General features: G+C 68.7%; 23 protein-coding genes and 1 pseudogene. 10 read left to right on the forward strand and 14 right to left on the reverse strand.

What is annotated here, in order from left to right:
* The first annotated feature begins 50 nt into the window (after window positions 1-50).
* Both NM1_RS04960 and NM1_RS04965 read left to right on the forward strand, forming a co-directional pair.
* Window positions 51-839 carry an oxidoreductase gene (locus NM1_RS04960; RefSeq protein ID WP_068014379.1) on the forward strand — a complete coding sequence of 263 codons (789 nt, stop codon included), beginning with the start codon at window positions 51-53 and terminating at the stop codon, window positions 837-839.
* 62 nt (window positions 840-901) lie between these two features.
* Window positions 902-1,177 carry a ribosomal L7/L12 family protein gene (locus NM1_RS04965; RefSeq protein ID WP_147289175.1) on the forward strand — a complete coding sequence of 92 codons (276 nt, stop codon included), beginning with the start codon at window positions 902-904 and terminating at the stop codon, window positions 1,175-1,177.
* A gap of 8 nt (window positions 1,178-1,185) precedes the next feature.
* Here NM1_RS04965 and NM1_RS04970 read toward each other — a convergent pair whose 3' ends face one another.
* Together NM1_RS04970 and NM1_RS04975 are read right to left on the reverse strand one after the other, a co-directional pair.
* Entirely contained in the window at window positions 1,186-1,500 is a 315-nt protein-coding gene (locus NM1_RS04970) for a hypothetical protein (protein ID WP_068014382.1), read from the reverse strand.
* An 87-nt stretch (window positions 1,501-1,587) separates the two neighbouring features.
* Window positions 1,588-2,037, reverse strand: coding sequence for a nitroreductase family deazaflavin-dependent oxidoreductase (locus NM1_RS04975; protein WP_068014384.1), 450 nt, complete (start codon window positions 2,035-2,037; stop codon window positions 1,588-1,590).
* A gap of 164 nt (window positions 2,038-2,201) precedes the next feature.
* On the opposite strand from NM1_RS04975, the gene NM1_RS04980 reads away from it, so the two are divergent.
* Window positions 2,202-2,987 (forward strand): maleylpyruvate isomerase family mycothiol-dependent enzyme, encoded by a 786-nt coding sequence (locus tag NM1_RS04980; RefSeq protein ID WP_169814194.1) that lies wholly within the window; start codon window positions 2,202-2,204, stop codon window positions 2,985-2,987.
* A 181-nt stretch (window positions 2,988-3,168) separates the two neighbouring features.
* Here NM1_RS04980 and NM1_RS04985 read toward each other — a convergent pair whose 3' ends face one another.
* From NM1_RS04985 to NM1_RS04995, 3 genes are read right to left on the reverse strand one after another with little or no spacing between them, the layout of a single operon-like run.
* Window positions 3,169-4,581, reverse strand: a complete 1,413-nt coding sequence (locus NM1_RS04985; protein ID WP_068014389.1) for an NAD(P)(+) transhydrogenase (Re/Si-specific) subunit beta — start codon at window positions 4,579-4,581, stop codon at window positions 3,169-3,171.
* Between the two features lie 3 nt (window positions 4,582-4,584).
* Complete coding sequence (locus NM1_RS04990) at window positions 4,585-4,902, reverse strand: NAD(P) transhydrogenase subunit alpha part 2 (protein ID WP_068014391.1); 318 nt, start codon at window positions 4,900-4,902, stop codon at window positions 4,585-4,587.
* Window positions 4,902-6,029, reverse strand: coding sequence for a Re/Si-specific NAD(P)(+) transhydrogenase subunit alpha (locus NM1_RS04995; RefSeq protein ID WP_068014393.1), 1,128 nt, complete (start codon window positions 6,027-6,029; stop codon window positions 4,902-4,904). The genes NM1_RS04990 and NM1_RS04995 overlap by 1 nt, the downstream gene beginning before the upstream one ends.
* A gap of 292 nt (window positions 6,030-6,321) precedes the next feature.
* Here NM1_RS04995 and NM1_RS05000 point away from each other — a divergent pair, with 292 nt between their 5' ends.
* The 3 genes from NM1_RS05000 to NM1_RS05010 are packed head-to-tail and all read left to right on the forward strand — an operon-like array spanning window position 6,322 to window position 8,248.
* On the forward strand, window positions 6,322-6,771 hold the full coding sequence (locus NM1_RS05000; RefSeq protein WP_068014395.1) for an HIT family protein: 450 nt from the start codon (window positions 6,322-6,324) through the stop codon (window positions 6,769-6,771).
* Window positions 6,768-7,592 carry a maleylpyruvate isomerase family mycothiol-dependent enzyme gene (locus NM1_RS05005; protein ID WP_068014396.1) on the forward strand — a complete coding sequence of 275 codons (825 nt, stop codon included), beginning with the start codon at window positions 6,768-6,770 and terminating at the stop codon, window positions 7,590-7,592. The genes NM1_RS05000 and NM1_RS05005 overlap by 4 nt, the downstream gene beginning before the upstream one ends.
* A gap of 5 nt (window positions 7,593-7,597) precedes the next feature.
* On the forward strand, window positions 7,598-8,248 hold the full coding sequence (locus NM1_RS05010) for a Type 1 glutamine amidotransferase-like domain-containing protein (protein WP_068014400.1): 651 nt from the start codon (window positions 7,598-7,600) through the stop codon (window positions 8,246-8,248).
* A gap of 33 nt (window positions 8,249-8,281) precedes the next feature.
* Here the strand turns inward: NM1_RS05010 and NM1_RS05015 are convergent, their stop codons facing one another.
* On the reverse strand, window positions 8,282-8,881 hold the full coding sequence (locus tag NM1_RS05015) for a TetR/AcrR family transcriptional regulator (protein WP_068014402.1): 600 nt from the start codon (window positions 8,879-8,881) through the stop codon (window positions 8,282-8,284).
* 186 nt (window positions 8,882-9,067) lie between these two features.
* Here NM1_RS05015 and NM1_RS05020 point away from each other — a divergent pair, with 186 nt between their 5' ends.
* Window positions 9,068-10,531, forward strand: coding sequence for an MFS transporter (locus tag NM1_RS05020; RefSeq protein WP_068014404.1), 1,464 nt, complete (start codon window positions 9,068-9,070; stop codon window positions 10,529-10,531).
* Window positions 10,532-10,627: 96 nt separating this feature from the next.
* Here NM1_RS05020 and NM1_RS05025 read toward each other — a convergent pair whose 3' ends face one another.
* The gene (locus NM1_RS05025; protein WP_068014407.1) at window positions 10,628-10,948 is read right to left on the reverse strand and encodes a GroES family chaperonin; all 321 of its coding nucleotides are present in this window, start codon (window positions 10,946-10,948) and stop codon (window positions 10,628-10,630) included.
* A gap of 70 nt (window positions 10,949-11,018) precedes the next feature.
* On the opposite strand from NM1_RS05025, the gene NM1_RS05030 reads away from it, so the two are divergent.
* Together NM1_RS05030 and NM1_RS05035 are read left to right on the forward strand one after the other, a co-directional pair.
* Entirely contained in the window at window positions 11,019-12,377 is a 1,359-nt protein-coding gene (locus NM1_RS05030; RefSeq protein WP_068014409.1) for an FAD-binding oxidoreductase, read from the forward strand.
* A gap of 41 nt (window positions 12,378-12,418) precedes the next feature.
* On the forward strand, window positions 12,419-12,709 hold the full coding sequence (locus NM1_RS05035; protein ID WP_068014411.1) for a GNAT family N-acetyltransferase: 291 nt from the start codon (window positions 12,419-12,421) through the stop codon (window positions 12,707-12,709).
* Here NM1_RS05035 and NM1_RS05040 read toward each other — a convergent pair.
* The 5 genes from NM1_RS05040 to NM1_RS05060 all read right to left on the reverse strand — a co-directional run bounded on the left by NM1_RS05040 (window position 12,706) and on the right by NM1_RS05060 (window position 16,882).
* Window positions 12,706-13,047: a hypothetical protein gene (locus tag NM1_RS05040; protein ID WP_068014413.1), complete on the reverse strand. Its 342-nt coding sequence runs from the start codon at window positions 13,045-13,047 to the stop codon at window positions 12,706-12,708. The two genes, NM1_RS05035 and NM1_RS05040, sit on opposite strands and share 4 nt — an antisense overlap.
* 101 nt (window positions 13,048-13,148) lie before the next feature.
* Window positions 13,149-14,306, reverse strand: a complete 1,158-nt coding sequence (locus NM1_RS05045) for an acyl-CoA dehydrogenase (protein WP_068014415.1) — start codon at window positions 14,304-14,306, stop codon at window positions 13,149-13,151.
* Window positions 14,307-14,470: 164 nt separating this feature from the next.
* Window positions 14,471-15,169, reverse strand: coding sequence for a TetR family transcriptional regulator (locus NM1_RS05050; protein WP_068014416.1), 699 nt, complete (start codon window positions 15,167-15,169; stop codon window positions 14,471-14,473).
* A gap of 17 nt (window positions 15,170-15,186) precedes the next feature.
* Window positions 15,187-15,717: a 5-(carboxyamino)imidazole ribonucleotide mutase gene (gene purE, locus NM1_RS05055; protein ID WP_068014418.1), complete on the reverse strand. Its 531-nt coding sequence runs from the start codon at window positions 15,715-15,717 to the stop codon at window positions 15,187-15,189.
* Window positions 15,707-16,882: a 5-(carboxyamino)imidazole ribonucleotide synthase gene (locus NM1_RS05060; protein ID WP_068014429.1), complete on the reverse strand. Its 1,176-nt coding sequence runs from the start codon at window positions 16,880-16,882 to the stop codon at window positions 15,707-15,709. Before NM1_RS05060 ends, purE begins: the two co-directional genes overlap by 11 nt.
* 142 nt (window positions 16,883-17,024) lie before the next feature.
* Between NM1_RS05060 and NM1_RS05065 the strand changes: the two are divergent.
* Window positions 17,025-17,504, forward strand: a pseudogene (locus tag NM1_RS05065) (GtrA family protein); the annotation flags it as partial.
* Between the two features lie 114 nt (window positions 17,505-17,618).
* Here NM1_RS05065 and NM1_RS05070 read toward each other — a convergent pair.
* Together NM1_RS05070 and NM1_RS05075 are read right to left on the reverse strand one after the other, a co-directional pair.
* Window positions 17,619-18,935, reverse strand: coding sequence for a sensor histidine kinase (locus NM1_RS05070; protein WP_068014422.1), 1,317 nt, complete (start codon window positions 18,933-18,935; stop codon window positions 17,619-17,621).
* A gap of 7 nt (window positions 18,936-18,942) precedes the next feature.
* Window positions 18,943-19,620, reverse strand: a complete 678-nt coding sequence (locus NM1_RS05075; protein WP_068014424.1) for a response regulator transcription factor — start codon at window positions 19,618-19,620, stop codon at window positions 18,943-18,945.
* Between the last annotated feature and the right edge of the window lie 44 nt (window positions 19,621-19,664).

Genomic DNA, 19,664 nt, shown 5'->3' on the forward strand with positions numbered 1-19,664 from the left:
CCCTACCTCTGCCCTAATTTTTGACCTTCAGTTCAAGAAAGGACCCTCTCATGGATCTCGACCTGACCGGTAAGACCGCCCTCGTCACCGGCGCCAGCCGCGGCATCGGCCTAGCCGTCGCCGAGGAGCTGACCGCCGAGGGCGTGCGCGTGGTCGGCGCCGCGCGCACCATCACACCGGAGCTCGAAAAGGCCAGCGTCGCAGCGGTTTCCGCCGACCTCGGCACGGCGGCGGGCGCCACCGCGGCGGTGGATGCCGCACTGGCCGAACTGGGCGGCATCGACATTCTGGTGAACAATGTCGGTGGTGGCGACGCGGATCGCCTGGGGCTCGGCGGATTCCTGGACATCACCGACGAACAGTGGCGAAACCTCTTCGACCTCAACCTGTTCAGCGCCGTCTGGACCACGCGAGCGGCGCTGCCGAGCCTGCTGGAGCGCCGCGGCGCGATCGTGACCGTCTCCTCCATCAATTCGCGGATTCCGGCGGCGGGGCCGGTCGCCTACAGCGAGGCGAAGGCCGCGCTCACCTCGCTCGGCAAGCGGCTCAGCGAGGAGTTCGGGCCGCAGGGGCTGCGGGTGAACACGGTGTCCCCGGGCGTGGTCGGCACGCCGCTGTGGCGGGATCCGCAGGGGTTCGGCGCGAAATTCGCCGAAGCACAGGGCATTTCGCAGGAGGCGATGCTGGCGAATGCCGCCGAGCAGTTCGGTGCGACCTCGGGCCGGATCTCGGAGCCGGGGGAGGTCGCGGCGCTGATCGCCTTCCTGGCATCGCCGAAGTCCGCCAACATCCTGGGCTCCGACTTCGTCATCGACGGCGGAACGCTGAAGACCGCGTGAATCGTCCGCGGGGCGCGAAAATCGTCGCGCCCCGCACCGATGCCGCCGATACAGTGCGGAGAATGTTCGACAACCACCGCCGCCTGGAACGCCGCATGGAACGCATCGAGCGCAAGCTGGACGCGATCATGCGGCACCTGCAGATCGCCGACCCCCTCCCGCCGCCCGTCGCACCGAACCAGCCGGTTGTCGACGGCTTCCGCATGGCCGAGGTGGACGAGCTGCTGACCCAGGGCAAAAAGATCCAGGCGATCAAGGTCTATCGCGAGTTGTACCCCGAGACGTCGCTGAAGCAGGCGAAGGACGCGGTGGAAGCCCGCGAGCGCGGGTACCGCTGAGCCGGTTGTCAGATGTGCTCGGTCTTGTGGAACGACAGCTCCGGCCACGGTGGGCGGCGCAGCACCGCGAGGGTGGTGAAGACGGTCGCCAGCAACCCCGTCAGCACCGCGACCAGGGCGATCCGGCTCTCATCGTTGGCGGGCTTCCACGTCACCTCACCCTCGCGGATGACGAATATCCCGACCGGCCTCGGGCCCGGCCGGATCAGGCCGGGCCCGGCGACGGTGATGATCGTCGATCCGTCGGCCGTCTCGTGCGGTGCGCCGTAAACCACCGCGCCCTCGGTGGCCGCAGGTACCGCGAACTTCTCGCGCAATGTCATTCCCGCCCCTTTCGGTAACCGCGGCGAGCCAACCCCCGACGCGGGGAATTCCATATTCGGCCAGCGTAATACGCGGCGGCCGGCCGCTCAGCGAGTCAGCGTCAGCTCGATCAGCGGCACGGTGTCGATATCCCCCGCGACGGCGTCCTCGATGACCCCGCGCAACTCCCGATAGGCGCGCGGGTGCTCGTGCCGATAGCCCGACATGACCCGCGCCGACTCGTCCGCCGTGAGTTCCCGCGCGGTCGCCGGAACCCGGTATCGCAGGCCCACACTCACCCGGCAGCGCGGATCGGCCGCCAGATTGCGGAACCACTGACTGCGACGGCCGAAACCCGAGGCGATCACCACGGTGTCCGCCGTGGGCCGCGCGACGGTTTCCAGCGCCACATACCGATTCAGGCCGGACTTTCGGCCGTGATGCTCGAGCAGCAGCACCCGGCCGCCGAACAGAAACCCCAGGCGAGCCCGGAACAGCCAGATCGGCGCACGCACGAGCCACCGCGTCTGCAGCATCCTGGCACCCATACCCGACATGCATCGAACGTACTGACCGGCGCGGGGCGCATCGTGTAGCGAAACCGGTTTCGACACGATCCGCCGACATGTTCCGGAAGGTCCGTGTTGTTCGCCCGGAATCGGAATCCCCAGCGCACAAACCGGATCGCGCGGCCGCGCCCGGAATCGGCATGATGGTGATCATGACCGACTTTCCCAACGGGCTTCTCACGGCGGCCGAATATCAGGAGCGGCTACAGCAGGCGGCCGACTCGATGGTCGCGGCGACGCAGACCGGGCCATTGGACGCGGTCGTTCCGGCCTGCCCGGGCTGGACGCTCCGCGATCTCGTGGTGCACCTCGGCGAGGTGCACCAGTGGGCCCACGCGGTGGTCACCGACCCCGAGAACGGACGGCGGCACACCGCCACGCCGCCCGGTCCGGACGAGAATCTGGCCGACTGGTACCGCCGCTGCTTCGACGATCTGCTGAAGGCGCTGGAGTCGACCGATCCGGCGGCCCCGGCCTGGACGATGCAGCCGTCGAATCGCACCGTCGGATTCTGGTCGCGGCGGCAGTGCCACGAGCTCACCATGCACGTCGTCGACGCCCGGCAGGCCCAGGACGCGATCACGAACTACGACACCGATCTCGCCGTCGACGGCCTCTCGGAGATCTTCGACGTGTGGGTCTACCGCAGGGCGGCCTGGCAGGTCCCGCCCGTCGATCTCGCTGCGCCGATTGCCGTTTCGTGCACCGATCGGGACGCTCGCTGGATCCTCGTGCCCACCGGATCGGCCGAGCCGCCGGAGTACGAGACGTTCGGCCCCGCACCGACCGGTGACCTGCCCGCTGTCGCGGCCGAGCTCCGCGGCACGGCGGAGGAGCTGTTGCTGATGTTCTGGGGCCGCGCGGACCTGTCGACGGTCGCGATAGACGGCGATGCCGAACTCGTGAGACGTCTCCTCAGTTCTCGCATAACCCCGTGACAAGGCCGCCGACGACTTCACCGCGCGCACTCGCGAGGCGCGGTCCGTGATAGCCCGGCCTGCGCCGACACAATTCGCCCTCAGGCGGCGAGAATTGCCGCGCCGAGGGCGATCGTGACCGCATAGGCCGGTTTCCCAACGGCCCCGCACCACCAGGGTGCGGGGCCCACTGCGCACACGCCTACAGCGCCTTGAGTTCCTCGGTCACCGCGCCGACGGACTTCTTCGCGTCGCCGAACAGCATCGAGGTGTGGTCGGCGTAGAACAGCGGATTGTCGATGCCGGCGAAGCCGGAGTTCATCGAACGCTTCAGCACGATCACGCTGTGCGCCTGGTCGACATTGAGCACCGGCATGCCGTAGATGGGGCTCGAAGAGTCCTCGCGGGCAGCCGGATTGGTGACGTCGTTGGCGCCGATCACCAGGGCCACATCGGTACGGCCGAATTCGCCGTTGATGTCGTCCATCTCCTTGAGCGCGTCGTAGGAGACCTCGGCCTCGGCCAGCAGCACGTTCATATGCCCGGGCATGCGGCCCGCGACCGGATGGATGGCGTACTTGACCTCGACGCCCTTGGCCTCCAACAGGTTCGCCATCTCCTTGACCGCGTGCTGGGCCTGGGCGACGGCCATACCGTAGCCCGGGACGACGATGACCTGGTTGGCGTAGGCCATCTGGATCGCGGCGTCGGCCGCGCTGGTGGCCTTGGCCTGCTTCTGCTCACCGCTCCCGGCGCCGGGAGCCGTTCCGCCGCCGCCGAATCCGCCCGCGACGATCGCCGGGATGGACCGGTTCATCGCCTTGGCCATCAGGTTGGTCAGGATGGAACCGGACGCGCCGACGATCATGCCCGCGACGATCATCGCGGTGTTGTTCAGCGCCAGACCGGCTGCCGCGGCGGACAATCCGGTCAGCGCGTTGAGCAGCGAGATGACCACCGGCATATCGGCGCCACCGATGGGTAGCACCACCATCAGCCCGAGGACCGCGGCCAGCACCAGCAGCAGCACCATCCACCAGCCCGGCACCCCGTCACCGGCGGCGCCGACACCGATCACGACCGCGGCGGCGATCGATCCGGCCAGCAGCAGCAAGTTCAAGGGCTGCTGCAGTTTTCCGACGCCGATCGGGCGGCCGGGCAGGATCTCCTGCAGCTTGCCGAAGGCGATCAGCGAGCCCCAGAACGACACCGAGCCGATGATCGCCGCGAACAGCGAGCCGACCACGATATGCACCGTCGGCTCCTCGTGAATCTGCGAGAAGCCGTCCGTGTTCAGGAATTCCGACCATGCGATGAGGGCGACCGTGCCGCCGCCGACGCCGTTGAACGCGGCCACCAGCTGCGGCACGGCGGTCATCTTGGTGAACTTCGCGGGCGGAACGCCCAGTGCCACACCGACAACCAGACCGGCGATGATCAGGATCCAGTTGCTGGTGTCGCGCACGGCGATCAGGGTCGCGATCACCGCGATACCCATGCCGACCGCGGCAATCCAGTTGCCGCGCACCGCCGTCTTCGGGCCCGTCAGGCCCATCAGGCCGTAGATGAACAGCGCGAAGGAGACGATGTAGAGAATATTGACCAGGTTGTCCATGGGTTACTTCCCCGCCTTCTCGACCGCGCCGGGCTTCTTGCCCTTGAACATGCCCAGCATCCGGTCGGTCACCACGAAACCGCCGATGACATTGAGGGTTCCGAAGACGACGGCGACGAACAGGATGATCTGCGTCGCGATCGACGGGTCCTCGACGCGGCCCAGCGTCACCAGCGCACCCAGCACGACGATGCCGTGAATGGCGTTGGTGCCCGACATCAGCGGGGTGTGCAGGGTGTTGGGCACCTTCGAGATGACGGCGAAGCCGACGAACCCGGACAGCACCAGAATCGCGATATTGGCAAGCAGTTCGGTGTACATCAGCTCTGCTCCTTCTCCGCCTCGCGGGTGACACACGAATCCGCCAGCACCTGATCGTCGAAATCGGGGGCGAACTTGCCGTCGGTCACCATCAGATCCAGCAGGGCGGCAATGTTTTTCGAATACAGCTCCGACGCGTGCTCGGGCATGGTCGCGGGCAGGTTCAGCGGCGACGCGATCGTGACCTCATGCTTCACGACGGTCTTGCCCGGCTCGGTCAGCTCGCAGTTGCCGCCGGTCTCACCGGCCAGGTCCACGATCACGCTGCCCGGCTTCATGCCCTCCACCGCGGCGGCCGTCACCAGGCGCGGCGCGGGCCGTCCGGGCACCAGCGCGGTGGTGATCACCACGTCGAAGCCCTTGATGGCGTTCTCCAAAGCCTGCTGCTGCTGGGCCTTTTCGTCGTCGGTGAGCTCGCGCGCGTACCCGCCCTCACCGGCGGCATCGATGCCCAGATCCAGCCACTGCGCACCCACCGACCGCACCTGATCGGCCACCTCGGGGCGCACGTCGTAGCCGGTGGTGCGCCCGCCCAGCCGCTTGGCCGTGGCCAGCGCCTGCAGACCGGCCACACCGACACCGAGCACCAGCACGGTCGCCGGCTTCACCGTGCCCGCGGCCGTGGTCAGCATCGGGAAGAACCGCGTGGACTCCGACGCCGCCAGCAACACCGCCTTGTATCCGGACACGTTCGCCTGCGACGACAGCGCGTCCATCACCTGCGCCCGCGAGATCCGCGGAATCGACTCCACCGCGAACGCCTGCACGCCGGCGGACTTCAGGGCGCCGATCTTGTTGTCGGCATTGCGGGGCGCGAGGAACCCGATCAGAGTCTGGCCCTTCGACAGCTTCGCGATCTCGGCATCGTTGGGCGGCGCGACCTTCACGACCACATCCGCCGACCACGGATCGCCCAGGGTGGCGCCCGCCTCGACGTAGGCCTCGTCGGGAATCAGCGCGCCCAGCCCGGCCTCGGACTCGACGATCACCTGCACCCCCTGCTTCGACAGGGTGGGAATGATCTTCGGCACCAACGCGACGCGTCGTTCGCCGGCGTTGGTCTCGCGCACGACTCCGACAGACGTCCCGCGCGGCGCGTCCGCGTCTGCGCTTTGCGTTGTCTCCACTGGTCAACTTCCTTACTCGTGGTGGCAGCTGGCCCCCGTATCCATGGTGGGCCGCTGTAACCGGTCCGGCGCTCCCTAACTTACTTTGCAGTAGGTTCGTGAGAATCCTGGCAACTGTACCCGGCCAGCGGTGAGCGTAGCGGAGATCAACGTCACACGGTCGGGTGATATTCCTCCGGATTGCCCGGTTATAGGGGAACGGAGAGTACCCCGGTGGGGAAGATCGTTCGCCGAGGAGGGCCGATTGCCGCAGGGCTGTCCCCGATTCGTCGTACGCCGTAATGTCTGCCGTGTGAGTGGCTGCATCTTCTGCGGGATCGTCGCGGGTACCGCACCCGCGACCAAGGTGTACGACGACGAGACGCTGTGCGCGTTCCTCGACATCCGGCCGATCACCCGCGGGCACACCCTGGTGATCCCCAAGCAACATGCCACCGACCTGGACGATCTCGATCACGAGCTGGGCGCGCGGATCTTCGGCCTGGGTCATCGCCTCGCGAAGGCGCTGCGGCGCAGCGATCTCGGGGCCGACGGCGCGAATCTGGTACTCAACGACGGGAAGTCGGCCTTCCAGACGGTGCACCACGTGCACCTGCACGTCGTGCCTCGGCAGCGGGGCGACCTGTTCACCTTCGCCCGCGGTTTCGTCCTGCGCCGTCCGCACGAGACCGCCACGACCGCGGCGGCGATCCGGACCGGATTGGACCGGCTCGATACCGAGGAGAGGGAGTCACGCGCATGAGTACACCGTCGTTCGACCGCGCCACACTCACCAAGGCGCTGTCCGATCAGTGGGATCAGCTCGCGCGGCTGGTCGGCGCGCTGGACGAGAACGGCTGGCGCACACCGTCACGGCTGCCGGGGTGGACGGTCTTCGACGTGATCGCGCACATCATCGGCACCGAGTCCATGCTGCTGGGCGAGTCGACGCCCCGGGTGGACGCCGACGTCCGGGCCTTCGCGCACGTGCACAACGAGATCGGCGCGCTCAACGAGATGGAGATCGAGTCGCGGCGCGCGCTGTCCGGGGCCGAATTGCTGGCGCAGTTCCGGGACGTCACGGACCGGCGGCGCAAGGCTCTGGCCGCGATGAGCGACGACACCTGGCTGGCGCCGACCGAATCGCCGGTCGGTCTCGTGCCCTACGCCCGCTTCATGCAGGTCCGGCTGTTCGACTGCTGGATGCACGAGCTCGATATCGCCGACGGTCTCGGCGTCACCGTCGACGAGGGCGGACCGCGGGCCGATATCGCCTTCGCCGAGCTCACGCCCACCATCGGGCGCGCGGTGGTCAAACAGGCGAAGGCACCGGACGGCTCGCGCATCACGATCGCGCTGACCGGGCCCGTGGCCCGACGCCTGCATATCGCGGTGGACGGCCGCGCCGCGCTGGTCGACGCCCTGGACGGCCCGGCGACCGTCACTCTCGAGCTGCCGTCGGGGCTGTTCGCGCGGTTGCGCGGCGGCCGGACCACCGCCGACGCGCACAGCGGCGAGTTCACGGTCACCGGCGATACGGAGCTGGGCGATCGACTGGTCCGCAACCTCCCCTTCACCATCTGAGACCGATGCGACTGTTCCTGTCCAGCTACCGTTTCGGCGCACACTACGACCGGCTCGCCGGACTGATCGGCACGCCGGGCCGCGTCGCGGTGATCCCGAACGCCTGCGATGCCTGGCCCGCCGTCTGGAAGGGCGCGGTGACCAGCGACCTGACCCCCTTGCGCCGGTTGGGCTTTCGGCCCGAAGTGCTCGACCTGCGCGAATACGTCGGCCGCACCGAAGAATTGGAACGGACCCTGCGAGGGTTCCCGCTACTGTGGGTACGCGGCGGCAACACCTTCGTGCTGCGCGCCCAATTCGCCCGCAGCGCAGCGGATCTGGTGATCGGCAAGCTGCTGTCCGAGGACGCGCTGGCATACGCCGGATACAGCGCCGGGGCCTGCCTGCTCACCCCGGACCTGCACGGGATCGAGCAGGTCGACGACCCCGCCGAGGTCCGGCCCGCGTGCGGTATCGAACCGCAGTGGGACGGACTGGGTTTGGTCGACCACCGCATCGTGCCGCACGTGAACTCACCGGACACCGATCCGGACGGCGGCTGCGACCGCCTGGCCGCCCGCTACCGCGCCGAGGGCGTACCGCACTGGGCCCTCACCGACGACGACGCGGTCGTGGTCGACGGCGATCGGATCGACATACTGCTCAGCCGACCGTGAGAACCACGCCCGCGCCGCCGACGGGCGCGCCGCTCAGCGCTCGTCGGCGACCGTATCCCCGGGCGCGACAACCCGTTTCGCGGCGTCCTTCAGCCACGTCCGCCATAGCTCGGGGTCGGCATCCGCGCCCAGGACGAATCGCGCCGACTGGGGCACCGCCTCGCGGTAGTTGATCAGGCCCGTCAGCAGTGTGAGCAGGTAGCCCGGCGGCATGTCGCGGCGGATCAGCCCGCGCTGCTGGGCGGCCTCGACCTTGGTCGTCTTGTCCAGGTACCGCCGCGCCCGCATCTCACCGGCCGACACGTCCTCCGGATCGATCTCCAGGGCCTCCCACATCTGCAGTCGCAGGAACTCCGGGTGCTTGCGGTGGTAGTCGATGTGCGCGTCGACCCAGGCGTCGATGTCGTCGATATCGGTGGACACCGAGGCCGCGACGTCGAGCATCGCCTGCTCCAGCACCTGCTCGAACAGCCGCCGCTTATCGCCGAAGTAGGCGTAGATCAGCTGTTTGTTGGCCTTGGCGTTGCGGGCGATGCGGTCCACGCGCGCACCGGCGATCCCGTACGCGGCGAACTCCTCGGTGGCCGCGGCGAAGATGCGGGCCTTGGTCGCCTCGGGATCCCTGGGACTCATGCCCCGATGGTAACCAACTAATTGGTTGACAAGAATCAGGATCGGCTGGAATAGTCACAACCAACCGGTTAGTTACAACTCGTGCGGCCACCGCCCACTCCGATCCGTGAGGCCACCGCCCCACTCCGCACGGCGCAGTGTCGCGCCGCACCAGCCACTCCACTTTTCCGGGAGCACGACGTGTCAATGCTCGAAACTCGTTCCACCCCAACACGTACCGCTGCGGCACCGCCTGCCGAGCCCGCCCCGTATCCCGCCCGCTGGCGGGTGCTCCCGGTCGTGCTGAGCGCCATCTTCATGGCGATGTTCGACTGGTTCGTGGTCAATGTCGCGGCGTCCTCGCTGCAGACCGACCTGCACGCCGGGGAGGCGGCGCTGGAGCTGATCGTCGGCGGCTACGGTTTCGCCTTCGCCTCCGGCCTGATCACCGGCGGACGGCTCGGTGACCTGCACGGGCATCGCCGGTTGTTCGCGATCGGCATGCTGGCCTTCGCGGCGGCCTCGCTGCTGTGCGGCCTGGCGCCCACCGCCTGGGCGCTGGTGGTCTTCCGCATCCTGCAGGGCGCGACGGCGGCGCTGATGGTGCCGCAGATGCTGGCGCTGATCAACACCATGTTCCCGGTGTCCGAACGCCCCCGGGCGATGGCCGCCTACGGCGCCACCATCGGCACCGGCGCGGTCGCCGGGCAGGTGCTCGGCGGCGTGCTGCTCGACGCCGACCTGTTCGGCTGGGGCTGGCGCACCATCTTCTACATCAACGTGCCGGTCGGCCTGGCCGCCGCCGCACTCGCCGCGCGCTGGCTGCCCGCGCACGAGCGCAACCAGCGCCCGAAGCTGGATCCGGTGGGCGCCCTGGGCATTTCGGCCGCGCTCGCGCTGCTGCTGGTGCCGATCACCGTCGGGCGGCCCGAGGGCTGGCCGCTGTGGACCTGGATCTCCATGGTGGCCTCGGCGCCCGTCATGGCGCTCACCCTGCGCTACGAGCGACTGCTCGCCCGCCGCGGCGGTCAACCGGTGCTCGACATGTCGATGGTGCGGGAGCGGGTGTTCCGCTCGGGCCTGGTGATCTCCGGTGGCTACCTGACCTTCTTCGCCGGGTTCATGCTGTGCCTGACACTGCTGCTGCAGAACGGGCTCGGATTGTCGCCGCTGCCCGCGGGACTGGCATTCGCGCCGCTGGGTCTGTGCTTCGCCGCCAGCTCGTTCTTCCTGTCCCGCCGGGTCGCCGACCGGATCGGCAACCGGGTGATGGTGGCCGGCACCCTGACCAGCCTGGTCGGCCTCGCACTAACCTTCGCGGTGCTGACCTGGTTCGGCTCCGACCTCAGCCCCTGGGCCCTCGTCCCCGGCATGATGATCGTCGGCATCGGCAACGGCCTGACCATCCCGTCGGCGATCGGCGCGGTGCTGTCCTCGGGCATCCCGCCGCAGCAGGCGGGCATGGCCGCGGGCGTGCTCACCACCTCGCAGCAGTTCGGAAACGCCATCGGCGCAACGGTTCTGGGCACCATTTTCTTCTCGGCCCTCGGATCCGCAAGCGGCACGGGCGATTACGTCACCGCCATGCAGGCCGCCGCCCTCGCAGGCTTCCTCGTCCTCGCGATCGTCCTCGCCGCCGCCTTCACCCTCCCCCGCCAGACCACCCGATAACGCCGCACCCCTTATCCGTTCGCGCACCCGCTGCAAGGCCATGCAGCGGGTGCGCGAATATGCACGGGGTGCGTCGATGGCAGGTCCGGCAGGGTCCTAGAGATACAGTCCCGTGCCGTGTTCTGGGCGTTCGCTGGCTACGGCGTGGAGGTCGCGTTCGCGCATGACCAAGTACGCCTGGCCCTGGACTTCGACCTCGAATTGGTCATCAGCACTGAACAAGACGCGGTCGCCGACGGCGACGCTGCGCACGTGCGAGCCCACCCCGCACACCTCGCCCCAGTTCAGTCGCTTGGCCACCTGCGCGGTGGCCGGAATCAGAATGCCGCCGCTACTGCGCCGCTCCCCGGGTTCCTCGGAGATGCGGACCATGACCCGGTCGTGCAGCATCTGGATCTCCAGCTTGGCATCGGACACCGGGGCAGCGTACTCCGGGACCGCGGCCCTGCTGCCACACGACCTGCTCGGGACGAACTAGTTTCGAGGTGTGGACGTGAATACCCTTGCCGCACTGCTGCCCGAAGGCACGCTGGTCACCGATCCGGACATCCTCGCCGGATATCGGCAGGACCGGGCCTTCGATCCGGACGCCGGGACGCCGTCGGCGCTGGTGCGGCCCGCCACGACCCAGCAGGTCTCGACGGTCCTGAAGTGGGCCGACGAGCACCGGGTCGCGGTAGTCCCGCGCGGGGCGGGCACCGGGCTCTCCGGCGGCGCCACCGCGCAGAACGGCGCGCTGCTGCTGAGCACCGAGCGCATGCGCGAGATCACCGTCGACCCCGTGACCCGCACCGCCGTCGTGCAGCCGGGCCTGTTGAACGCCGAGGTCAAGCGGGCCGTGGCCGAGCACGGGCTGTGGTATCCGCCGGATCCGTCGTCGTTCGAGATCTGCTCGATCGGCGGCAACGCCGCCACCAACGCCGGCGGGCTGTGCTGCGTGAAGTACGGCGTCACCACCGATTACGTGCTCGGCATGCAGGTGGTGCTGGCCGACGGCACCGCGGTGCGCCTCGGCGGGCCGCGGCTGAAGGATTCCGCCGGGCTGTCGCTGACCAAGTTGTTCGTCGGCAGCGAGGGCACCCTCGGCGTCATCACCGAACTGACCCTGCGGCTGCTGCCCGCGCAGCCGCCGCAGAGCACCGTGGTCGCCACGTTCACCACGCTCACCGCCGCCACCGAGGCGATCCTGGCCGTCACCGCGCGGCTGCGGCCCTCGATGCTGGAGTTCATGGACTCGGTGGCGATCAACGCCGTCGAGGACGAACTGCGGATGGGCCTGGACCGCTCGGCGGCGGGCCTGCTGGTGGCACGGTCGGACGCGCCCGGAAAGTACGCCGCCGAGGAGGCTGCCACCATCGTCTCCGCCTGCGAAACCGCCGGGGCGGCAGAGGTTTTCAGCACCGAGGATCCCGAGGAGGGCGAGGCCTTCGCCGCGGCACGGCGATTCGCGATCCCCGCCGTGGAGCGCAAGGGCACGCTGCTGCTCGAGGACGTCGGGGTGCCGCTGCCGCGGCTGGGCGAACTGGTCACCGGGATCGCCGAGATCGCCGCGCGGCGCGACGTGCTGGTGTCGGTGATCGCGCACGCGGGCGACGGCAACACCCACCCGCTGATCGTGCACGACCCGAGCGACGCCGACGAGTCCGCCCGCGCCCAGCAGGCGTTCGGCGAGATCATGGACCTGGCCATCGCGCTGGGCGGCACCATCACCGGCGAGCACGGCGTGGGCCGCCTCAAGAAGGCCTGGCTGCCCGATCAGCTGGGCCCGGACGTGATGGCGCTGACCCGGCGCGTCAAGGACGCGCTCGACCCGCACGGCATCCTCAATCCCGGCGCGGTGCTGTAGGAACAAGGAACAACGGACGCCACCGAGGAGTTTCACCGCACATGACGACCAGGCTCGAGCACAATGTCGCCGACACCCGCTACGAGATCTACCTAGACGACACCCTCGCCGGATATGCCGATTACGCCGACCGCGTCGACGGCGACCGGCAGATCCGGGATATCCAGCACACGCTGACATTCCCGGAATTCCGCGGCCGCGGCGTGGCCGCGCAGGTGGTCGAATTCGCGCTGCAGGACGCCCGCGCGGCCGGCTTCGCCGTCGTCCCGACCTGCTGGTATGTCGAGAAGTTCATCGGCGAACACCGCGAGTACGCCGACCTGGTGGCCTAGTTGTTGCGAACGGCCCGGCGCCCCTGCGCCGGGCTGTTCCGCCGCCACACCAGAAACTGCCGATCGGTGACGCTGCCCATCGCCTCGATCACCTTGGCGTTGTCGAAACCCGGAAGTCGCTGTAAACGGACGAGGAATGCGGTGTCGGCCGCCGAATGCGGGACGACACAGCCGTTCCCCTTCGCGCCGATCAGTACGAAGAACACATCATCGGCGAACGGACCATCCGCGGTGGTGATGATCCGGACCTCCGAAAGATCATGCCACGCAACCTCTTCGATCCGTCCGTTGTCCAACGTACGCCGGACGAATCTGTCGTTGATCTCGACTCCGGCCATGCATCAATAGTGCTCCGTGCACGGCCGGTTCGATACCCCCAATTCGCCCGATTGCGAATGAAAGTACCGATGCAAGAACGGATCTGATCAGTCGTCTAAATTTACCGAAGAATTGCGCGGGACATGACCAGTTTCTGGATCTGGTTGGTGCCCTCATAGATCTGGGTGATCTTGGCGTCGCGCATCATTCGCTCGACCGGGAAGTCGGTGGTGTACCCGGCGCCGCCGAACAGCTGCACCGCGTTGGTGGTGACCTCCATCGCCACGTCCGAGGCGAAGCACTTCGAGGCCGCGGAGATGAACCCGAGGTTCTTCTCGCCCCGCTCGGCGCGCGCGGCGGAGGTGTAGACCATCAGGCGCGCGGCCTCCACCTTCATCGCCATATCGGCGAGCATGAACTGCGTGTTCTGGAAATCGGCGATGGCCTTGCCGAACTGCTTGCGGTCCTTGGTGTAGGCGATCGCGGCGTCCAGCGCGCCCTGCGCGATGCCGACGGCCTGCGCGCCGATGGTCGGGCGGGTGTGGTCGAGGGTCTGCAGCGCGGTCTTGAAGCCGGTGCCCGGCTCGCCGACGATGCGGTCGCCCGGCACCCGGCAGTTCTCGAAGTACAGCTCCGCGGTGGGCGACCCCTTGATGCCGAGCTTGTGCTCGAGCGGGCCGACCACGAAGCCCTCGTCGTCCTTGTGCACCAGGAACGCCGAGATGCCGTTGGCGCCCTTCTCCGCATCGGTCACCGCCATGACGGTGTACCAGGAAGACTTGCCGCCGTTGGTGATCCAGCACTTGGAGCCGTTCAGGACCCAGCCGTCACCGTCCTGCTTGGCCCGGGTGCGCATGCTCGCCGCATCGGAGCCGGCCTCGCGCTCGGACAGCGCGTAGGAGGCCATTTCGCCGTTGACGATATCCGGTAGCACCTGCTGCTTGAGCTCCTCCGAACCGTTGAGGATCAGGCCCATGGTGCCGAGCTTGTTCACGGCCGGGATCAGCGACGACGAGCCGCACACCCGCGCGACCTCCTCGATCACGATGCAGGTCGCGACCGAATCCGCGCCCTGGCCGCCGTAGGCCTCGGGGACGTGCACGGCGTTGAACCCGGCGGCGTTGAGCGCGTCCAGGGCCTCCTGCGGGAACCGGGAGTGCTCGTCGACGTCCTTGGCGTGCGGTGCGATCTCCTTCTCCGCCAGGCCGCGAATGGCCGCGCGCAACTCGTTGTGGATGTCGTCGAGTTTGAACAGGTCGAAGTCGGGGTTTCCCGCCATGGGTGCGCTCCTGGTCGTCGGGGGTGTATCGCCGGAATCCGCGAATCTCCAGCGTGTCGGCACTCAGTGCCAGTCAGAATCGAGTATAGGGCCCAACAGCGCGGCCACATGCATGGATGTTCCCTATTTCACGTGGCACCGAGTGTCATGATGCCCGCGTTTTTCTACTCTCTCAGATTACCGAGCCGACGCGCGACCAGGTCACCGACCTGTCGCGGCGGCATGTCACGCGGGAACACCGCTACCACCAACTGCTCGCCGTCGCCCGCGCGTCCCCCGCGGGGAATCGTCGCCAATGCCGCCCGCAGATCCGCGGCACTCGCATCGGGCCGGGTGTGTTCGGTGGCCCGCGAGCCCGCCTCGGGTGTCGCACGCACCATCCGCCGCAGCAGATAGTTGTGCGTCGCGGTGACCGCGGCGGTGAACTGGATCAGCGCCAAATCCGCCACCTCGGGCAGCCGGGACCGCAGGTAGTCGGTGAACAGCCGCTCGTAGCGGAACACCGTCACGATCTCGCGATCGCGCAGTGCCGGCACCTGCCGCACCACCCGGTACCGCCGCGCCGCCAGCTCCCTGGTCTGCGTGAACCGTTCGAACACCCCCACCACGGCCTCGCACACCGCGTCCCACGGATCTTCCTGTGCCGCATCGAGATACGCCTGCGCCCGGGCCAGCTGCTCCTCGTGGTCGGCGAAGACAACGTCCTCCTTGGACCGGAACTGCCGGAAGAAGGTGCGGCGGGAGATGCCCGCGGCCTCCGCGATCTCGTCGACCGTCGTTGCCTCGTAACCCTTTTCGGCGAACAACCGCAGCGCGTGATCGACCACCGCGAGCCGGAACCGCGTATCCCCGGAGCTACTCATCGCACCCGGCCGCCCGCTCAGCCCAGCAGCCGGGTGCGTAGCGCGTCGTCCTTCTCCAGCACCATCTTCTCCAGACCGGCCTGGAATTGCTCCATGCGAGAACGTAATTCGGGTTCGGCGGCGGCGAGGATGCGCACCGCGAGCAGCCCGGCGTTGCGCGCGCCGCCGATGGATACGGTGGCCACCGGGACCCCGGCGGGCATCTGCACGATGGAGAGCAGCGAATCCATGCCGTCCAGATACTTCAGCGGCACCGGGACGCCGATCACCGGCAGCGCGGTCGCCGAGGCCACCATGCCGGGCAGGTGAGCGGCGCCGCCCGCACCGGCGATGATCACCCGGATGCCCCGATCCGCGGCGGTGCGGGCGTAGTCGAGCATGCGCTGGGGGGTGCGGTGCGCCGACACCACCCCGACCTCGAAGCGAATCCCGAACTCCGCCAGCGCCTCCGCGGCCGCCTCCATCGTCGGCCAGTCGGAATCGCTGCCCATGATCAGGCCGACGCGCGCTCCGTCGCCGTCGAGCAGACCTGCCTCGTCATTCCCCATGGGGATCCCATCCGTCGGTCCATTCCGCGTGCGACATCCACCGTGCCGCGCGCTCCGCCTTCTCGCGCACCACCGCCACCTCGTCGCCGAGGATGTTGATGTGCCCGATCTTGCGGTTCGGGCGCTCGCCCTTGCCGTACAGGTGTACCCGCGCCTCGGGCATGCGCGCGAACAGATGATGGAGCCGCTCGTCCATCGACATGGCGGGCGCCTCGGGCGCGCCCAGGATATTGGCCATCACCGTCACCGGCGCCAGCGCGGCCGTACCGCCGAGCGGATAGTCCAGCACCGCGCGCAGATGCTGCTCGAACTGGCCGGTCACCGCGCCGTCCATGCTCCAGTGCCCGGAGTTGTGCGGGCGCATCGCCAGCTCGTTCACCAGCAGTTCGCCGGTGTGGGTCTCGAACAGCTCCACCGCCATCGCGCCGGTGGTGCCGAGTTCGGCGGCGAGCCGCAGCGCCAGCGCCGAGGCGGCGGCGGCCGCCCGCTCCGGTAGCTCGGGCGCGGGGGCGATCACCACCGCGCACTGCCCTTCGCGCTGCACGGTCTCGACCACCGGCCACGCCGCCGCCTGGCCGAACGGCGAGCGCGCCACCATCGCCGACAGCTCCCGCTTCAGATCGACCCGCTGCTCGGCCAGCAGCTCGACGCCGTGGGCCAGCTGATCGTTCACGATCCGCTCGGCCTCGGCCGCCGATCCGGGCATCCACACGCCGCGCCCGTCGTAGCCGCCGCGCACCGCCTTCACCACACAGGGCCAGCCGTGCTCGTCGCCGAAAGCGACCGCGTCCCGGGCGGATTCGACCGAGGTGAAGTCCGGCACCGGAACGCCCAGCTCACGCAGCCGCGTGCGCATGGCGAGCTTGTCCTGCGCGAAGATCAGGGCCTCCGGCGGCGGCTGCACGCTCACGCCCTCGGCGACCAGCGCCCGCAGATGCTCGGTCGGCACATGCTCGTGGTCGAAGGTCAGTGCGTGCGAGCCGACGGCGGCCTTGCGCAGGGCGGCCAGATCGGTGTGCGACCCCAGCACGATGTCGGGGGTGACCTGGGCGGCGGGATCGTCGGGCCGCTCGGCGAGCACCCGGAGCCGCTGCCCGAGGGCGATGGCGGCCTGATGGGTCATGCGCGCCAGCTGCCCACCGCCGATCATGGCAACGGTCGGCATGACGGCCGCATCGAAGGAACGGGACCCCGGGACGTCGGGTGACTCGGTGTGCTGGTTCACGGCCCTCCATGGTGTCATGGCACCGGTCGGGCAAGTGCGTGCGGGTTGGTTGCCCGAAAATCGAGGCACGTAGACTCGATCCGTGTCATTCGTCGACAGCGTGGTCAGCGTCCTACCCAAAACGCTTCGGGACCTCGCATACCGCCATCACGAGCTGATCAAGTTCGCGATTGTGGGCGCCACCACGTTCGTCATCGACAGTGGCATCTTCTACATCCTGAAATTGACCGTGCTGTCGCCGAAACCGGTGACCGCGAAGATCATTTCCGGCGTGATCGCGGTGATCGCCTCCTACATTCTCAACCGGGAATGGTCGTTCAAGGGGCGCGGCGGGCGCGAGAAGCATCACGAGGCGCTGCTGTTCTTCGCGGTCAGCGGCATCGGCGTGGTCCTGAGCTTCCTGCCGCTGTGGGTGTCGCGGTACGTATTCCATCTGCAGGTGCCGCATATCAGCCTGACGGTCGAGAACATCACCGACTTCATCAGTGCCTTTATCATCGGCAACCTGCTGCAGATGATGTTCCGCTTCTGGGCGATGCGCCGGTGGGTGTTCCCGAACGAAATCGACACGCTGGTAGAGGAATTCGAGGAGCTGTACGAAGAGGAAGAACAGCTCGGCCACAGCTGATTCGGCGTCGGCTCCGCCGTTACCGTCACACGGATGGTTTCCGCCGACTCAGCGCGGTTCCGCTACCGCGGCGGCGGCATTCTCCGCCCGCGCACCGGTCGGCTTTCCCACGAACACCGCGAACAGGGCCGGGCGGCGACGTTGCAGTTCCAGGCGGCCGCCGTCGGCCTCGATCAGGGCGCGGGCCAGCGCCAGGCCCACACCGGTCGAACCGGCTCCGGAGAATCCCCGATCGAAGATGTGCGGCGCCAGCTCGTCGCTGACCCCGTCGCCCTCGTCGGCCACCTCCACCGCGACCAGCGGTTCGCGATCCGGTCCGCCGTAGACCGTGCGGACCGACACCGTGCAGTCGCCGCCGCCGTGCATCAGGGCGTTGTCCACCAGCACCGCCACCGCCTCGCGCAGCCGCGACCCGGTCACCGGCGCGGTCAGCATCGGATCGCCCGACAGGATCAGCCGGCGCCCGGCCTCGCTGAACGGATGCCGCCATTCCGCCACCACGCCGCGCAGCTCCGCCACCACCGGCACCGGCTCGCGGTCGTCGGCGCCCTCGTCCCGGGAGGCGCGCACCAGATCGTCGATGGCCGCGGTGAGCCGGTCGACCTGCGCCATCGCCTCCTCGGCCTCGTGCACCACATCCGGGTCGTCGTGCACCGACAGCTCGTCCAGGCGCAGCCGCACCGCCGTCAGCCGGCTGCGCAGCTGATGCGAGACGTCGGCCACCAGCGCGTGCTCGCGCTGCAGCCGACCGGCGATCTCGACGGCGGCCGAATCCAGCACGTCCGATACGCGATCCAGTTCGGTGATGCCGTGCCGCCGCGCGTCCAGCCGGAAGTCACCGGTCGCCAATCGGGCGGCGCGGGCCGCCACATCGCGCAGCGGATCGGCCACCCGGCGCGCGGTCACCACCGCCACCGCGGCCCCCGCCGCCAGCGACGCGAGGGCTACCAGCGCCACCGCGCCCACGGCCTGCCGCTGCATCGAATGCATCGGCGCCGCAGGCACCTCCAGTCGCAGCGAGCCCGACGTACCCATCGACAACGACTCCACCACCGGATCGTCCACCTGCGCGACGCCCACGTCCACACGCATCGCCGCATCCTCCGGCGTGGGATAGACGATGGTCAGCCGTCCGCCCGGCGGAATCAACGGACGCACCGAGCGCAGATCCAGCGTGCCGTGCACCTGACCGTCGTCGCGCTCCTGGGCGACGATCTCCACGGCCATCCGATCCAGCCGCGCGCGCAGGTCACCGCGGGTGATGTCGGCGACCCACTGCCAGGCGGTGAAGCCCAGCGGGATACCCAGCACCACCGTGGTGAGGGTCAGCGCAGCCAGCATCGACAGCAGAATTCGGCGCCGCATGTGCTCCTCAGTCGGTGTTGAACCGGAAGCCGACGCCCCGGACGGTCACGATCCGGCGCTCGGCCACCGGGCCCTCGTCACCGATCTTGCGGCGCAGCCAGGACATGTGCATATCGAGCGTCTTGGAGCCGCGCAGATCCGCGTCGCCCCACACCTCGCGCAGGATCGTCTCGCGCGGCACCACCTGACCCGCGCGATCGATCAGCACCTTGAGCAGCTCGTACTCCTTGTTGGCCAGATTCACCTCGTGACCGTTGACCAGCACCCGGCGCGCCTGCGGCTCCAGCCGGATCCCGCCCACCTCGACCGCGTCGTCACCGATGCCGCTGCGCCGCAACAGCGCCCGCACCCGGGCCAGCAGCTCCGCTAATCGGAACGGCTTACCCACGTAATCGTCGGCGCCCGCGTCGAGACCGACCACGAAATCGACCTCGTCGGTGCGGGCGGTGAGCATCAGCACCGCCAACTCGGCGCCGCGCGCCCGCACCTGACGGCAGACCTCCAGGCCGTCCATGCCCGGCAGGCCCAGGTCCAGAATCAGCAGGTCGTACCCGCCGTCGAGGGCTCGCTGCAGCACCCCGGGGCCGAAACTCTCCACGGTCACCGAATAGCCCTCGCGCCCCAGTGCCCGCGACAGGGGGGCTGCGATGGCCTCGTCGTCTTCGGCCAGCAGTACGGCGGTCACGCTCCAAGATTACGCACTTGCGCGAATTGTCTGGCTCTGTCTGT

It is taken from the genome of Nocardia mexicana NBRC 108244 (assembly GCF_001613165.1).
Taxonomy (GTDB): Bacteria; Actinomycetota; Actinomycetes; order Mycobacteriales; family Mycobacteriaceae; genus Nocardia; species Nocardia mexicana.

Excerpts from the sequence above, each read along its gene's own strand:
- NM1_RS04960 (WP_068014379.1), top strand. The coding sequence starts at position 51 with ATGGATCTCGACCTGACCGGTAAGACCGCCCTCGTCACCGGCGCCAGC.
- NM1_RS04965 (WP_147289175.1), top strand. The coding sequence starts at position 902 with ATGTTCGACAACCACCGCCGCCTGGAACGCCGCATGGAACGCATCGAG.
- NM1_RS04970 (WP_068014382.1), bottom strand. The coding sequence starts at position 1,500 with ATGACATTGCGCGAGAAGTTCGCGGTACCTGCGGCCACCGAGGGCGCG.
- NM1_RS04975 (WP_068014384.1), bottom strand. The coding sequence starts at position 2,037 with ATGTCGGGTATGGGTGCCAGGATGCTGCAGACGCGGTGGCTCGTGCGT.
- NM1_RS04980 (WP_169814194.1), top strand. The coding sequence starts at position 2,202 with ATGACCGACTTTCCCAACGGGCTTCTCACGGCGGCCGAATATCAGGAG.
- NM1_RS04985 (WP_068014389.1), bottom strand. The coding sequence starts at position 4,581 with ATGGACAACCTGGTCAATATTCTCTACATCGTCTCCTTCGCGCTGTTC.
- NM1_RS04990 (WP_068014391.1), bottom strand. The coding sequence starts at position 4,902 with ATGTACACCGAACTGCTTGCCAATATCGCGATTCTGGTGCTGTCCGGG.
- NM1_RS05005 (WP_068014396.1), top strand. The coding sequence starts at position 6,768 with ATGAGTACACCGTCGTTCGACCGCGCCACACTCACCAAGGCGCTGTCC.
- NM1_RS05010 (WP_068014400.1), top strand. The coding sequence starts at position 7,598 with ATGCGACTGTTCCTGTCCAGCTACCGTTTCGGCGCACACTACGACCGG.
- NM1_RS05015 (WP_068014402.1), bottom strand. The coding sequence starts at position 8,881 with ATGAGTCCCAGGGATCCCGAGGCGACCAAGGCCCGCATCTTCGCCGCG.
- NM1_RS05020 (WP_068014404.1), top strand. The coding sequence starts at position 9,068 with ATGCTCGAAACTCGTTCCACCCCAACACGTACCGCTGCGGCACCGCCT.
- NM1_RS05035 (WP_068014411.1), top strand. The coding sequence starts at position 12,419 with ATGACGACCAGGCTCGAGCACAATGTCGCCGACACCCGCTACGAGATC.
- NM1_RS05040 (WP_068014413.1), bottom strand. The coding sequence starts at position 13,047 with ATGGCCGGAGTCGAGATCAACGACAGATTCGTCCGGCGTACGTTGGAC.
- NM1_RS05045 (WP_068014415.1), bottom strand. The coding sequence starts at position 14,306 with ATGGCGGGAAACCCCGACTTCGACCTGTTCAAACTCGACGACATCCAC.
- NM1_RS05050 (WP_068014416.1), bottom strand. The coding sequence starts at position 15,169 with ATGAGTAGCTCCGGGGATACGCGGTTCCGGCTCGCGGTGGTCGATCAC.
- purE (WP_068014418.1), bottom strand. The coding sequence starts at position 15,717 with ATGGGGAATGACGAGGCAGGTCTGCTCGACGGCGACGGAGCGCGCGTC.
- NM1_RS05060 (WP_068014429.1), bottom strand. The coding sequence starts at position 16,882 with ATGCCGACCGTTGCCATGATCGGCGGTGGGCAGCTGGCGCGCATGACC.
- NM1_RS05070 (WP_068014422.1), bottom strand. The coding sequence starts at position 18,935 with ATGCGGCGCCGAATTCTGCTGTCGATGCTGGCTGCGCTGACCCTCACC.